A 14853-nucleotide genomic window follows, 5' to 3' on the forward strand; every position below is an offset into this window, starting at 1 on the left:
CAATATAAAAAGAGCATCGATGATATTCATGTTGATTTCATCGATGAAAGTATAAGTCCCTAGAAATGTTGAGACGTATAAGTCTAGTTTAAACTCTTATTTGCCTTAACTGTATATTTTAATCAAAATGATTTGAAAGTTGAAACATATGAAAAGATTTATTAACCGTAATTATGAATTCAAAAAAAGGGGATAGACTATGAAAAGATACCCCTATAGTATAGTTAGAGGTCTTTCTTCTACGCAGATAGGAATAATAGTAGGCGTAATCGTAGTAATTATAATAATAGGAGCAGTAGCTGCAATTATGTTAACTAGGAAACCAACTCCTACGACGCCCGTAGTTACAAATATCACAACCACGACGACTCCGCCTACTAATGTCACTACATCGCCGTTAGTATTCTATACATGGTGGGCTACGGAGGGGAAGGTGGCACTCAATCATCTGATTCCTGCGTTTGAAAGTGCAACGGGACTTCAGGTGGAACCAAATGTAGTTCCTGGAGCTGGTGGAACTAACGCAAAATATGCTATCCTTGCGCTAATCGAAGCAGGAAAACCGCCGGCATCGTTCCAAGTGCATTTCGGTCCTGAAATGATTAGTTACGTAGAATCTGCTCCCAATGGGTTGAACGACTTCGTAAACATGACTCCATATGCAGTCAAATGGGGTTTGATGAATAATGCTGTATATGCAGTGTTGCAGGCGGGAGCATTCGATGGAACCTTGCTTTCTATACCTGTTAATGTACATAGAGGAGCACTGCTATGGGTGAATAGCCAGTTATTGAGGGAGTACAACTTACCATTTCCATATAATTTCAGTACTCTGGTATATGACACAGTTCAACTGGCCAATCATGGAATTCATCCATGGATGGTTCCTGGAGGAGATGGTGGATGGGATCAGCTAAACCTATGGGAAGACATATTCCTGTATTTGGCTGGACCCCATCTATATAACGAGATGGTTTACGGTACCATTAATTTCAACAACGCTACAGTGCAAAAACTAATAAATGAGACGGACTATTGGTTCTTAAACTTCACAAGCTACGATTATCCTGGATGGCAATCAATGACGTGGACTCAAGGATTAACGTTGTTAGTACAAGGAAAAGTTGCATTTCAGGCTAATGGGAACTGGCTGACCAATTATGCCTATGACTTTCTCAATACTACAAGCTATCCTCCGCTACCTCAATATATTAATAGTCCTAACGTAACCCTTATCGAAACTCCGTTCCCAGGTACACAACACTATTATGCCTTGGTTATAGACTCCATAGGTATCCCCACTGGACCTCAAGAACAGGACGCTCTTAAGTTGGCTCATTACTGGTCGTCGTATCAAGGCCAAGAAATATGGACGAAGTGGAAAGCAGTTACCTATTACAAGAACGCCACGGACTATTTCAATACTCCAGCCCAGTGGTATGATTATCAGCAATTGTTGAATACTTCAGAACAGAACTTTGTATATCAACTTTCCGATGGAGGTACATTTGATGACGTATATGCTCAGTTAATTTCAGGAGTGCTAACGTTACAGGAAGTTGGAACTCCAGGTTTATCTGCCTGGAACTCCACTCTAGTTAGTGCAATGCATGAGGAGGAACAGGAATGGCTATCTGCAGCAAAATTAGGCTTAGGATACTTAGGATTTCCGAATCATCCATTTGCAGATTATTACCCACCATGGGTAACTAATCCCTCCGCATATGGACTGGACCTATCATCGCAACAAACCAGCAATAACAGCGCTCTGGTATTAATATTGCCTTTGCTACTTGTTTTGGATGCAGGATTATTCCTTTCCTCAAGGGGAAGAATTCTTTCAAGACCTCTACTGAAATAAGTGAAAAAATTAAATTTCTTTTTTATTTTTAGATTCTTATTTTATAAGATAAAATTTGGTCTATGATAATACTGATCATTATAAACTTATTACGATTTATTTTTGATTACCAAAATTATTTACACTTATATCTCTCAAATACTTCATCATTGATGGTTAGGCCAAGTCCAGGAGAATCTGGAACCACTAAATAACCATCTTCGATAGGTATACCTTCCCTGAATATCTTGTCCCTGAGATCATTCTTTCTCAGATGCATTTCAATCCATTCCAGACCCAGTGCAGCTGCCACATGTAGATTTGCAATTAATGATATTCCTCCCGCAGAATAATGAGGGATCAAAGAATATCCCATGATGCTGGCCATATCACCAATCTTCATCATTTCAGATATCCCACCAGTCCACATGGCATCAGTCTGGACTATATCAACTGCACCCCTCCTCATTATCTCGTAAAACTCCCATCTGGTAAAGGCAGTCTCATACCCCGCTATGGGTATATCCAGCTCCTGTGCCAGCTTAGCACTTAGATCCAGATAATCGGTCTGGATTGGCTCCTCAAAAAACCATACACCAAGTTTCTCTAAATTCTTTCCCATTTCCAAAGCTTCCTCAAAGGTGAAAACGTTATTTGCGTCCACTGCCATTCTTACCTTATCCCCTATCACTTCTTTTATGACCTTTAACCTCTCCAAGTCCTCCTCCATACTTCTCGCTCCAATCTTGACCTTTACTCCCTTGAACCCCATTCTAACATAGTAAGCCTCCTCATCCCTTAATTTCTCCATATCCTTTTTATCCGAGTAATAACCTCCAGTTATATATGCCTGGATTTTCCTTTTGGAGCCTCCAAGGAGTTTATAGATGGGTTTCTTCGCCTTCTTACCCATGATATCCCAAAGCGCTATATCGACTCCACCAATTCCTGCTATGACTATCCCACGTCGTCCAAACCTTAGGGTAGCCTTATACATCTTGTCCCATAGGTGTTGTATAAGTTCCTCATCTTCCTTCAATAAGATAGGCTTCAATATCTTCTCAACTGTAGTTTGAACAGCATCTGAACATCCATAGGCCAATGACTCGCCATACCCAACATATCCATCCTTAGTTTGTACTTCTGTGACGAGAATTTCCATCGGGTGTTCGGCTAAGCCCTTTATGGCCAAGGCATCCTTTTCGTCACTGATGCACTCGTAACAGAGTTTGTAGGTTTTAATATCGCTTATCATTAAACAAAGTTGATTCTCCTCTTATAAAAAGACAACTTATATGAATGTGTGGCTCTGAATATATTAGGAAAACGATATTATTTAGGATATAACAAAATCTACTCAATTTTATCTATTTCTCCCGTTACTTTTACTTTATAACCAGGAATATATATCAGAGAAGCAATATACTGATTTAGATATCATATTTTAGATACTTTTAAGTCTAACGAGAGTTATCAATTGTACGGTTATCATTTTGTTATAGATATTACTAAAAATTAATTGTCTGAACTGGCTTTATGAGCAAATAATATATTATGATCCTAAATACATAATACCCAAAGTCTAATATGGATATTACTAATTATAGGCCATTCAACTGACTATTGTTTCTCTTTATTAAATTAGGTCTGTATTAATACTTACCGCTTTTCTAAAAAAACACGAAATAAATAATAGTATATACTCCTTATGCTTAAGGTTCTCCTGTAAAATTTAAAGGTAAGTTCAATTTTCTGATCAGTATAAACCCATGCTAATCAACGATCAAACTATTGTTAGAGAGTACACTTTTTAACCTTATTTTCAAAATAAAATAGGGTGATTCAGTGGTATTTGGGGCATTTGGCCCTTTCTTTGAGGACTTTGACCTAGGTCAGATAATAAGGCATAGGCCATGCAGAACGCTGGAACAGTGGGATAATGTGCTGTGGTCAACCCTCACCCTAGATTACACTCCTCTCTACCTAGATGCCGTTTACGCCTCTCTAACGGAACTTGGCAGGATTGTGCTAAATCCTCGGCTTGTTCATTCAGTGGTGATAGGTCTAGCGACCAGAGACACAAGCGTGAATACCCTCGCGTTTCTTGGCATAGATTACGAGAATTTGAGGAGACCCGTTTTTCCGGGAGATACCCTGTGCGTGGAGACAGAGGTTGTGGGAAAGAGGGAGACCAAGAGGCCCAACGTGGGCGTTGTGAGCTGGATTCATAGGGTATACAATCAAAGGGGAGAGGACGTTTACGAGATAAAGAGGAACAATCTGATCTATAAGAGGTCTACCTCCCCTTGGATCAGGTTCCTTGAGGGGAGAGGAGAGATGGCTAACTCCAGTCAGCAGAGTGGGGAAAGGGTAACGTTGAACACTGAGGAAAGGAAGCTATCTCATCCCGGCTGGGAGGGAAGATACCTCGAAGACTTCACTCCTGGAGAAAGGGTGATTCACAGGTTAGGTAGGACCGTAACGCAGTACGACAATATCCTGAGCACCGTCTTATCCATGAATACCGCGACCCTTCATCTTGATGAGGAGTACATGAGATATCACGATTACGGAAAGACAGTGGTACAGGGACCATTCATAGTGGGAGTCGCATCCGGAATTTCCTCCTTCGAGCTTGGGGCGAACATCTCCGCAGATCTGGGAATAAAGGAACTGAAGTTGAAGGCTCCAGTCTTTGACGGCGATACACTTCACGTTATAAGTGAGGTTCTGGACGTGAAACCTGACAAGGAGAAAGGGAAAGTCACGGTAAGGAGTACCGTGTACAAGAACAACTTCTCAGTTGAGGTTTCCAGCTTTATCAGGGAAATAGAGGTTTTCAGAAGGGAGTACTCACCATGGGTGAAAATATGGAAAGGATAGGGTGTAGCGAACTTAGAGAACTCGTTTCTGATCCCATGGACACGGTGAAAAGATTCCTTCCCAGAAAGGGAGTGATCGCCTTCGGAGGCATGTCAGGATCTTCCGTTCCCAAGGAATTTCCGAGGGCTATGGCGAAACTTCTGGAGGAGGATCAAGGATACTCGTTAACCCTTCTTACGGGAGGAGCAACCTCAGAGGAGTTCGAGAGGTCAGTCTCGAGGATTGCCAGGATCTTTCACAGGAGATACCCCTTCCTGAGCGGTGGGGAGCACAGGAACATGGCCAACTCGAATATCCTCCAATTTTTCGATTATGGCCTGTATAAGTTCAACAGAATGATTCGAACTGGAGGACTAGGAGAAGTGGATATAGCGGTAATTGAGGGAACAGCAATCCTTGAGGATTGCTCTGTGATACCCTCACTGTCGCTGGATTCCTCCCTCTCCTTTGTGAGGATGGCAAAGAGAGTTATAGTGGAGATAAACGAGAGCAAACCTAGACTGGACGGACTTCATGACGTATACATGGAAGATTCTCCCATTCCCTTGAGAAGAGTCTGGCAAAGGATAGGAGACATCAAGCTGAGAATACCTTCCTCTAAGATAGTGGCCATTCTGCTCACAGAGGAGAATGATAGTTCGCCAGGCGCCTACAAGTCTCCGGGAGACGCTGAGACGAAGATCTCGGACAATATCCTGCAATTCCTTTCCCAAGAGATTAAGAAGGGATTTTCCAGGGAACTTTATGAGAGGGGAGATCTAATTCTTCAACCGGGTGCGGGATCCCTCTCCAGTAAGCTGGAGGAAAGGCTATCTCAGTTTGGGTTGAGAGTTGACGTGTGGGCTGAAACTTTACCTGTCAAGTGGGCCCTGCATGCTGGGGATTACGCCAAACATGTTAGCTCCTCAGCCCTTTTTGCCCTTCACGGGGACGAGAAATACCTTCATGAATTCTATGAAACCAGGGACTTTAAGAACGTGGTACTTAGGGGGCAGAACGTTACCAATAATCCTGAGGTCATTCAGAGGCTAAACCTAGTGTCCATCCTTCAGGCCATAAACGTAGACGTTTACGGAAATGCCAACATATCACATATTCACGGAAAAATATACAATGGAGTTGGCGGATCAGTGGACTTTGCCCCTAACGCTTACATTACGGTGATTGCCCTGCCCTCGACCACAGGAGATGGGAAGATCTCCAGGATAGTTCCCATGACAACTCATGTGGATATACCCGAGCATTACGTTGACGTAGTGGTCACGGAACAGGGATATGCTGATTTGAGGGGTAAGGCACCTATTGAGAGGGCAAAGGAAATAGTGGAGAGATGCGCTCACCCCAGCTTCAAGGATTCCCTCCTTAGATACTTGGAGAGGGTCAAGGAGATCGGCCACGAAGGTCACGATCCCGGGCTCGCTTATGAGCTGTTCGGTGATGCCCTATAAACGAGGTTTCATCTCTCCTGGGCATAAATGAGGACACGTCACTGATCCTGAGTTCGCTCAGGGAACTGATGGGTAAGTATCCCGAGAAATACTGGAGCGAACTGGACGTTCGCGAGGAATTTCCGTCGTCATTCTTTAATGAGTTCATGGAACTGGGATTTGGACACATCCTTTTTCCTAGGGAATATGGGGGTGGCGGAATGGGTGTTCTTGATGCCTCCCTTATACTCAGGGAAATAAACCTCCTGGGAGGTAACGCTTATTTCGTCCACGGTCAATACTATAACACAGTCCTCCTCAATAAGTGCGCCCAGGAGTCCATGAAAACTAGATATTTCCCCGAGATCGTGAGGGGTAACCTCAAGGTTCTCAGCCTGGCCCTGACTGAACCTGAGGTGGGCTCCGACACCACTAAGTTAAAGACCTCTGCGAAGAGGATTGGAGATCATTACGTGATCAATGGACATAAGATCTTCATATCGAGGGCGGATAAGACGGACTTCATAATATTGGTCGCTAGGACGAAGCCCTTCAACAGGGAGAGAAAGGCCCATGGAATAACCATGTTTCTCGTGGACATGAGGGACTTGAGAGGGAGGATAGAGATGAAAAGGATTAGAACCATGGCCAATACGGACGCCTATGAACTCTATATAGAGAATGTGGAGGTGCCAGCGAGTAACGTCATAGGGAACGTAGATGAAGGGTTTTACTGTCTCCTCTCCTGTCTCAATGCGGAGAGAATTATGATAGCTTCGGAGATGATCGGTAACGCGGAATATTTCCTGGAGAAGGCCACAGAATACGCTAGGACGAGGCAAGTCTTTGATAAACCCATTGGACAAAATCAGGGCGTTCAATTCCCCCTAGCTCAGGGATTTGCGGAACTGATTTCCTCTGCGCTACTCCTGCGACACGCCGGTGAACTCTACGATTCGGGATCCGATAACAGAGTTGTGGGAACCTATGCCAACATAGCCAAATACAAGGCGAGTGAGGTGGCGTGGTATTTAGGTAACGTTGCAATGGACGTGTTTGGGGGTCTCGGATACTCCAAGGATTTGGGGATAGAGAGGAAATTGAGGGAAACCAGGCTCTTTCTGGTTGCACCGGTGTCCAGAAACTTAATTCTCGCGGATCTGGCCCATAACGTTCTCAAGTTGCCTAGGTCTTTCTAGGGGGTCAAGGAGTGGATGGAGAGTCTCTGTGGAGGATCAAGACATTGTCCATACAAAAGACCCCCCGACAAGGCGTAGTTCAGATTCTACATCACGTAAAGGTCTACACTCCTAACCCAGCTCCCCTGTATATTTTACCATTCCTCACCACGTGGATCACGTTCTCGGGAGAAAGGTTTTCCACGTTCTGCGTCGGGTCGGCCTTCAGCACTACCAGGTCTGCGAGATAGCCTCTCTCTATTTTACCCACCCTAAGTCCAAGGCACTCCCCAGCTATCGAGGTAGTTGACGCGAGAACCTCGTGATTACTCAAGAACTGTGAAAGGAGAACCGCCTCCCTGTAATTTCTCCCGTGAGGCCTGGAATCTGAGCCCACGTAGTCCGTCCCAGTTGCGATCTTCAGTCCCGCTGATCTAGCCAGCTTAACATCCTCCTTCATATGCCTCGAGACAGCCTCCTCCCTATATCTTCTCACTTCAGGATTAGACACGTGAAAGGGAATCTCGTAAGTTGCCAGGGTGGGAATATAACAGGTGCCCCTCTCCTTCATGAGGGATGCTGTCTCCTCATCCAGTCCCAGACCGTGCTCAATAGTATCCACCCCAGCCTCCACGGAGTTAAGGATTGCCTCCCTACCGTAGGCATGAGAGGCAACCCTCAATCCGAACCTGTGAGACTCCTCCACAATTGACTTAAGTTCGTCTGGTCCCAGACCTGGAAGTATCTTCCCGCCCTGGGAGAATGCACCCGACGCGTATACCTTGATCACAGTTGCCCCCTGCCTCACCGCAAGCCTCACCGCCTTCCTACACTCGTAAGGGGAATCACAGTAGAAGGAGTAGGAAAGCCTCTGGGCAACGTCCAACGGTAAGTCCTTGGGATCGTCATCTCCCCCCGTGATAGCCAGGGAATATCCTGAGGCAATCACCCTAGGTCCAATTATCTCCCCCGACGCCTCCAGTCTTGATAGCCTGGTTGCTACCTTGCTTCCCAGATCCCTGACCGTGGTGAACCCTGCCCTCAAAAGAGTCTCCATATCCCTCGTGCTTCTAATGGCTACGTCGATCTCATTCACCAAGTTCCACGATAACACATTGTCCTCATGTACTCCAAAGAAGTGAAGGTGCGCATCTATCATTCCTGGCATAATGAATCCGTGAATTGCATCACCTTCCTCAACTCCCTCCTCCACTTCCACTATCTGATTCCCCTCCACCACGACCATTCCTCTCTCGATTACCCTTGTCCCATCGAAAATTTTTCCGGCAAGTTTTAGCATGGTGAAAATGAGACAAGCGCCATTTAAATCGTTTTAGGGAGGACTTGACGCCTTACGGAAATCCTTGGTTCAGCTCTTTAGGAGTGATCTAACCAGTTTCTCTGAATCCGAGAAGTCATATCCCCTATACAACTCTATCTTGCTGGCCTCCATGGAACCTTCAGCGTGGACCATTAGAGTCAGGAGATACCCGGTGAGATGACTGGAGCCCAGCTCCTTGGCCATCTTCAACACCTGGGTTCTCTCCTTCCCGTCCACTGCCCCTCTCAGATACTTGAGGATTTCCTCCCCTCCCTCACCCTTCAGGTCCTCCTCGGAGGGCATGGTCGCTATTATCCCTCCTGAAATATCTATGAGATCCCTCACCACGTCGTGGAAGTGGGCGTTAGAATACAGTTTCCCCACGTTTGTGAAGGTTGGATTGGGAATTGCCACACTCTCATCAATCAAGGGAGAGAGGGCAGCCGACAGTGCAGTTGCCCTCATAACCTCCTTGTACATGATAATGTCCACCATATCGTCCCTCACCTGTTTTTCGTTCTGAATCCCGTTCACGTATGACGCCAGCCTGGCTGCTCCCAGGAATAGGTTAGCTGTTGCAACCCTGTAGGAGAGGGCAGTGAACCTGTGAAAGGTGGCGAAAAGCGTTGCCAGCTGTCCAGCGAACTTGCTCTCCTGGAACAGGAATACCCTATCCCACGGCACGAAAACGTTATCGAACACAGTCAGGGTCTCCAGTTCGTAATCCTGCCGGGAAACCACCGCAGAGGAGTTCCCCTCCAGCTCATCTATGGGCCTCACGTACATTCTGAGTCCCTCAGTCTCCGCGGGGACAGCGAAGGCAACGGCGTATTCCTTCTCGTTATCCCTCATGGCCCTGGTGGGGATCACGACTATCTCATCTGAAACTGCAGCCTGTGTTGTGTGAGCCTTGGCCCCCTTCACCACTATCCCATCACTTCTCACCTCCGTTATCCTCAGGTACATGTCCGGATCCTCCTGTTCCTTGGGTCTCTTGGACCTGTCCCCCTTCACGTCTGTCTGCGCTGTGGCGAGGGTGAGGTCCCTTTCCTTAACGTAAGCCAGGTAATTCTCCACTCTTCTTGTGTAATCTGTTCCCCTTTCCTTATCCACTTTCCTTGAGGTGATCAAGAGTGCGAAGAGGGCATCACTCCCTATGGCTTGAGATATGTTGAATATCCCGTTGCAATACATGGTGAGACCGTAAATTAGCCTGTGCCTCTCCATAAGGTCTTGGCTATCTCTCGGAACACGAAAGAACTTACTTGAGTTATCCTCACCTACCCTTTCCCTGTACTCAAAGAGCTTGGAGGCATGGGAAACTGCCACCTTGATTACTGGATGCTCCGTGACATCTATCAATCCGCCCCTGTAGAAAACCTTTCTCCTATCCCTTAAACCCTTCACGAACTCTTCCTTAGTTCTCATATACTATCATGTGATATAATGATTAATAACTTTTCAACCGAGAACAAAGCTAAAGTCGTACCAGACCCTTCAACACGTCACATTGCCTTAACTACCACTTCTAGGCGATAGCTTATCCAGTTTTTACTCTATCACCTTAAGTAACTCACAAATAGATAATAAATTAAGTTTAAAGTTTAAATCTATGAATGAACAAGTAGTACCATGTATTCCAAATATCCCCTTAAACTTGTCACAGTGGACCTGTTACATGAGGGATGCTGGACGAGCTTCTTGGACAGCAAGGTTCAGGTAATTGCTCATCACAGTAACGGAAACATGGTGAGAGACCTCGTTGTGGGCAAGTTGGATAGCTTTAGGGTCATAAAGCGTTTGGACAGGTCAACACGAATAAACACGATCTCTAACGTGAGTTATCTTGATAGTGAGAGGGTTCTCGTTGATATGACTCTGGATTATAGGAATTCCATTTTCTCCATGTTGGATACTAAGAACGTTATGGTCCTGGAACCTACTGTCGTTTACGGTAACGAGGTCTGGAGTTTCTTGGCGTATGAGTACCAGATAAGCGAAATCCTGCATGATCTCAGGGAAGCGTCAAGGGTGAACGAGGTAGAAATACAGGACTATGAGGGATTGGAGTTAAGTGAGGAAGAGGTTGAGGTCCTCTCAGCTGCGATCGATATGGGATATTTTAACATTCCCAAGGAGTCAAACTTAAGGGATATTGCCAAGGCCACTGGAAAATCGGTGAACATGGTTGCATACACTTTAAAGAGCGGAGAAAGAAAGGTAATCCGCGGAATTACTCAGCTTCTAAAAAGGTGGAAGTACCTGCCCAGAACATGGTAAAAACCACGTAATTTTCTAAGGTCTGGACTGCCACTATACATGATAAAAATGACGTAGCTATTTCGTCAGAAAGGTAGTTTCAATGAGGCTGAACTCACGTCATTTCTAAAATCATAGAATCTACTTTATTTCTAAAATATTGATCAACGATAAAAGTTTATATATTTCATGAGCAAATTAAACCATAATGGCAGATAGCTCTAATTTAAAACAGTCACCAGACTGGTATATAGCTAGGGTAGATAGGCTTCCCACATGGGGCCTATCATACGCTCTAATATGGGCTATGGGGTTTTCCTTTTTTATAACATTGTACGACGTCATAAACGTGGGATTCGCCCTTCCCTATATACCCTTTGTGATAACTGCAGGCCAGGCCTCCCTCATCGCTTCATTGGGACTGTGGGGTTACGTCGTGGGAGCACCAATTTTCTCATATATGGCAGATCTAGTTGGAAGGAGACCCACCCTAATATTCACGGCCCTTCTCACGGCACTGGGAAGCTTCGGGGATGCCTTCTCAGTAAATTATCCAATGCTTGCGGGGTTCAGATTTATTACTGGCATGGCCATAGGAGCTGACCTAGTGCTAGTGATGACATACATGGCTGAAATGTCTCCCGCCTCCAAGAGGGGTCAATACACAAATCTCGCCTTCATAGGTGGCTGGGCGGGAATAGGGATTGGACCGTTCATAGCTGCACTAATAGTAACCTCCATACCCAGCATAGGATGGAGAATAGTATTCGTGGTGGGCGGTATTCTTGCAGCTTTGGCGCTGGCAATAAGGGCATATGCTCCTGAGACAGTCAGGTTCCTTGCCGTAAAGGGGAAGTTCAACGAGGTCGATAACCTTGTCACAAGTATGGAATCCACTTCCATGAAGAGAGCTGGAGTTAGCCAGCTACCCGAACCCAACATGAAAACCTATAATGTTCCCAAGGAAAACCCATTCAAGACTCTAGCTAAACCCAAATATCTCAAGAGGCTCATAGTGCTCTTCCTTCTGATGTTCTGGATATACTTCATGGATTACCCCTTCCTAGTTCTCCCAGAGACCTGGGTTAAGGACATCCTAGGTTACAGCGGTTCCCTGTTCTCATCAGCTGTGTTCTATTTCGGATTGGCCGGAATAGGGGCTTTCCTAGGGGCCATACTGTTAAGGTTCATCATAGATAGATTCGACAGGAGGTACATGACAGTATTTGGAGTCGTAGTGTACACTATTGGTACAGCCATCATGGCCATTGGAGGCGTCGCAAGAAGCATTCCCACATTCTTTATAGGCGCTTTCATAGCTGAGCTAGTGGGCGTGGGATGGTACAATATCTATTATCTGCTATGCAGTGAGAACTTCCCAACGAGCGCCAGAGCCACGGGATATGCCATAGCTGATGGAGTAGGTCATGCGGGAGGCGCCATTGGATTGCTCGCAATATTTCCTCTAATCCCTCTTCTGGGTAATGTGGGTGCTTGGACTCTACCATGGATACCTGCCATTGTAATGGCCATACTCACGGTGTTTACGTTACCTAAAACAATAAAGGTGAGGCTGGAGGAAATTAATGAGGCTACCGACGCTCATGGGTAGTTCTTAACAGATCTTACTAAAACAACCTTTTTTGTAACCATTGTCTTGAGTAGAAAATATTAGATCCCTTCTCCACTTTACATTATGTACCAGCTTAAGGGAAAGGTTTTCGTGGTGACGGGGTCCGGGAGAGGTATAGGTAGGGAGGTTGCAATAGGGGCCTCCCTTGAGGATGCAAAGGTCGTGGTAAATGCGAAGAAGGGAAAGGATGAGATGGAGGAGACAATCAAGGAGATAAGGTCGAGAGGTGGGGAGGTGGTAGGAGTACTGGCGGACGTTTCCACGGAAGAGGGATGTAAGGAGCTGGTGAACGTCGCAATTTCAAGTTTTGGTCGCCTTGACGTTCTGGTGAATAACGCTGGAGTGGGAATATACTCACCATTCCTGCAGGTGGACGACAGGATCGTGGAGAAGCACTTTCAGACGGACTTCAAGTCCGTGTTGTACTGTTCTAAGATTGCGTCACCACATATCGCTGAAGGAGGTGAGATCCTGAACGTAGCGTCCCTGGCGGGAATTATGCCGTTCAAGGGATTGTCCATTTACGGTGCAATGAAGGGGGCAGTCATTTCCCTCACCAGATATATGGCCCTTGAACTGGCACCCAGGATCAGGGTTAACGCTGTGGCCCCTGGGCTAGTAAGAACTAGGTTGGGAGAGAGCCTCCCAAGGGTCTGGGGGATGAGCGAGGAGGATTACGCCAAGAGGTTCACGCTGACAGGTAGAATCTTGGATCCGGCGGACGTGGCCCAGCTCATTCTCTCCATTATCAAGGTAGAGGGGATGACGGGGCAGGTTATCTCCCTTGATGCGGGGGAATCTCTCAAGGGATCTGTAGGAGTTTTTTGACCTCCTCTCTCACCACCTTCTTATCAAGTTTACCCGTACTGGTCTTGGGGATGGAGTCCACGAACACTATCCTATCCGGTATCCACCAGTCTGGAAAGGCCCTCAACGACTTCAGGTAATCCACGATCTCTTGAGGACTTGTGGGCTCTCTGGTCACTACTAGGGCTACGGGTCTCTCACCCCACCTCTCGTGGGGAACTCCAACCACCACAGCCTCCAAGACCTTATTAAAGGACATTATGGCGTTTTCAAGCTGAACGCTACTTATCCACTCCCCTCCGCTCTTGATGAGGTCCTTCTGCCTATCCACAACTTTCACGTTGCCGTCCGGGTCCACAGTTGCTACATCTCCCGTCCTGAACCAGGTGAAGGTTCTGTCTCCCTTGAAATACCTCCCTGTGACGAAGGCACCACGGACTGCCAGCTCGCCCACTGTCTTGCCATCCCAAGGTAGCTCCTTTCCCTCTGGGTCCAAGAGGGCTATTTCGAACCCGAATATGGGATAACCCTGTTTGGTCAGAGCGTCCAAATCCTCGCTCCTGTTCACCGTGGCTATTGCCTCAGTCTCAGTCATTCCCCACGCATGATAAGTTCTCACCCCCACTTTCCTCATCCTCTCCATGAGCCCCCTGGGCGGTTCAGCTCCTCCCATTACCACGGTCCTGAGCTTTCCAAGGTCCTCCCCCTCCTTCTCCACATAGTTCATTACGTCGATCCAGACAGTGGGCGCGCCTGCAGCCACGGTTACCCCCTCTTCCCTGATCAGCTCCACCAGGTCCCTGGGCCTGGGCCTTATCCCCGGTAACACGAGCTTGGCCCCGGTCATTAGGGAAGCAAAGGGTATGTCCCACCCCGATATGTGGAACATGGGCACGACATCCATCACCACGTCACTTGAGGAGAGGCCCAGAACGTCCCCAGCTAGAAGGGAGAGGGAATGAATGAAGATGCTCCTGTGACTGTAAATGACACCCTTGGGCTTACCCGTGGTGCCTGAGGTGAAACAACTCACCGCCCCGCTCCTCTCCTGAAGATCTGGAAGTTCTGAAGCTGGGGTCAGGGAATCCACAATCTCGTCATAGTCCTGGTTAAACTTAAAGGTCTTCACATTGAAGGTAGCCTGAATGTCCTCATCCATGAATACCCCCGAGTCCTGCATCTCCCTTATGACGTACTCCATCTCGCTTGGATGAAATCTCACGTTAACAGTATGGAGAACTCCTCCGGTTAGGGGGACCGCAAAATACAGTTCAAGATGTCTGCTCGTGTTCCACGCCACGGAGGCCACGTTCTTTCCTGCCAAGTCGTTCTGACGAAGGAACGTTATGGTCTTTCTTACTCGCTGGGCGAACTCGGAGTAAGTGTACGTTTTCCTGGTAGATGAGAACCTTGATACGATTGTCCTGTTCCCATAGAGCTTCTCAATCCTCCAGAAAATGGACTTTATGGTCAATTCGTAATCCATAATGGTGGAATCCATAAAA

At 46.6% G+C, this 14853-nt stretch carries 11 protein-coding genes; 7 read left to right on the forward strand and 4 right to left on the reverse strand.

Annotation, left to right across the window (positions count from 1 at the left end):
* The first annotated feature begins 199 nt into the window (after positions 1 to 199).
* Positions 200 to 1861 carry a glucose ABC transporter substrate-binding protein GlcS gene (glcS, locus tag QVC96_RS10210; protein WP_287689166.1) on the forward strand — a complete coding sequence of 554 codons (1662 nt, stop codon included), beginning with the start codon at positions 200 to 202 and terminating at the stop codon, positions 1859 to 1861.
* A gap of 115 nt (positions 1862 to 1976) precedes the next feature.
* Here glcS and araD read toward each other — a convergent pair whose 3' ends face one another.
* The gene (gene araD / locus QVC96_RS10215; protein WP_287689167.1) at positions 1977 to 3095 is read right to left on the reverse strand and encodes an arabinonate dehydratase; all 1119 of its coding nucleotides are present in this window, start codon (positions 3093 to 3095) and stop codon (positions 1977 to 1979) included.
* 590 nt (positions 3096 to 3685) lie between these two features.
* On the opposite strand from araD, the gene QVC96_RS10220 reads away from it, so the two are divergent.
* Genes QVC96_RS10220 through QVC96_RS10230 form a run of 3 tightly spaced genes read left to right on the forward strand, consistent with a single transcriptional unit; the run spans position 3686 to position 7349 of the window.
* The gene (locus QVC96_RS10220) at positions 3686 to 4723 is read left to right on the forward strand and encodes a MaoC family dehydratase (RefSeq protein WP_287689168.1); all 1038 of its coding nucleotides are present in this window, start codon (positions 3686 to 3688) and stop codon (positions 4721 to 4723) included.
* Positions 4711 to 6171, forward strand: a complete 1461-nt coding sequence (locus QVC96_RS10225) for an acetyl-CoA hydrolase/transferase C-terminal domain-containing protein (protein ID WP_287689169.1) — start codon at positions 4711 to 4713, stop codon at positions 6169 to 6171. Before QVC96_RS10220 ends, QVC96_RS10225 begins: the two co-directional genes overlap by 13 nt.
* Positions 6168 to 7349 (forward strand): acyl-CoA dehydrogenase family protein, encoded by a 1182-nt coding sequence (locus QVC96_RS10230; RefSeq protein WP_425597997.1) that lies wholly within the window; start codon positions 6168 to 6170, stop codon positions 7347 to 7349. Before QVC96_RS10225 ends, QVC96_RS10230 begins: the two co-directional genes overlap by 4 nt.
* 103 nt (positions 7350 to 7452) lie before the next feature.
* On the opposite strand, the gene QVC96_RS10235 is transcribed toward QVC96_RS10230, so the two are convergent.
* Both QVC96_RS10235 and QVC96_RS10240 read right to left on the reverse strand, forming a co-directional pair.
* Positions 7453 to 8628, reverse strand: a complete 1176-nt coding sequence (locus tag QVC96_RS10235; protein ID WP_287689170.1) for a metal-dependent hydrolase family protein — start codon at positions 8626 to 8628, stop codon at positions 7453 to 7455.
* 69 nt (positions 8629 to 8697) lie between these two features.
* The gene (locus QVC96_RS10240; RefSeq protein ID WP_238026292.1) at positions 8698 to 10077 is read right to left on the reverse strand and encodes a 4-hydroxyphenylacetate 3-hydroxylase N-terminal domain-containing protein; all 1380 of its coding nucleotides are present in this window, start codon (positions 10075 to 10077) and stop codon (positions 8698 to 8700) included.
* A gap of 204 nt (positions 10078 to 10281) precedes the next feature.
* Here QVC96_RS10240 and QVC96_RS10245 point away from each other — a divergent pair, with 204 nt between their 5' ends.
* The 3 genes from QVC96_RS10245 to QVC96_RS10255 all read left to right on the forward strand — a co-directional run bounded on the left by QVC96_RS10245 (position 10282) and on the right by QVC96_RS10255 (position 13369).
* Positions 10282 to 10929: a helix-turn-helix domain-containing protein gene (locus QVC96_RS10245; protein WP_238026294.1), complete on the forward strand. Its 648-nt coding sequence runs from the start codon at positions 10282 to 10284 to the stop codon at positions 10927 to 10929.
* 187 nt (positions 10930 to 11116) lie between these two features.
* Positions 11117 to 12520 carry an MFS transporter gene (locus QVC96_RS10250; RefSeq protein ID WP_287689171.1) on the forward strand — a complete coding sequence of 468 codons (1404 nt, stop codon included), beginning with the start codon at positions 11117 to 11119 and terminating at the stop codon, positions 12518 to 12520.
* A gap of 84 nt (positions 12521 to 12604) precedes the next feature.
* Positions 12605 to 13369: an SDR family oxidoreductase gene (locus QVC96_RS10255; protein WP_238026296.1), complete on the forward strand. Its 765-nt coding sequence runs from the start codon at positions 12605 to 12607 to the stop codon at positions 13367 to 13369.
* Here the strand turns inward: QVC96_RS10255 and QVC96_RS10260 are convergent.
* Entirely contained in the window at positions 13344 to 14849 is a 1506-nt protein-coding gene (locus QVC96_RS10260) for an AMP-binding protein (RefSeq protein WP_238026297.1), read from the reverse strand. The genes QVC96_RS10255 and QVC96_RS10260 overlap by 26 nt on opposite strands.
* Positions 14850 to 14853: the final 4 nt, after the last annotated feature.

It is taken from the genome of Metallosphaera javensis (ex Sakai et al. 2022), assembly GCA_021654415.1.
GTDB classification, from domain to species: domain Archaea; phylum Thermoproteota; class Thermoprotei_A; order Sulfolobales; family Sulfolobaceae; genus Metallosphaera; species Metallosphaera javensis.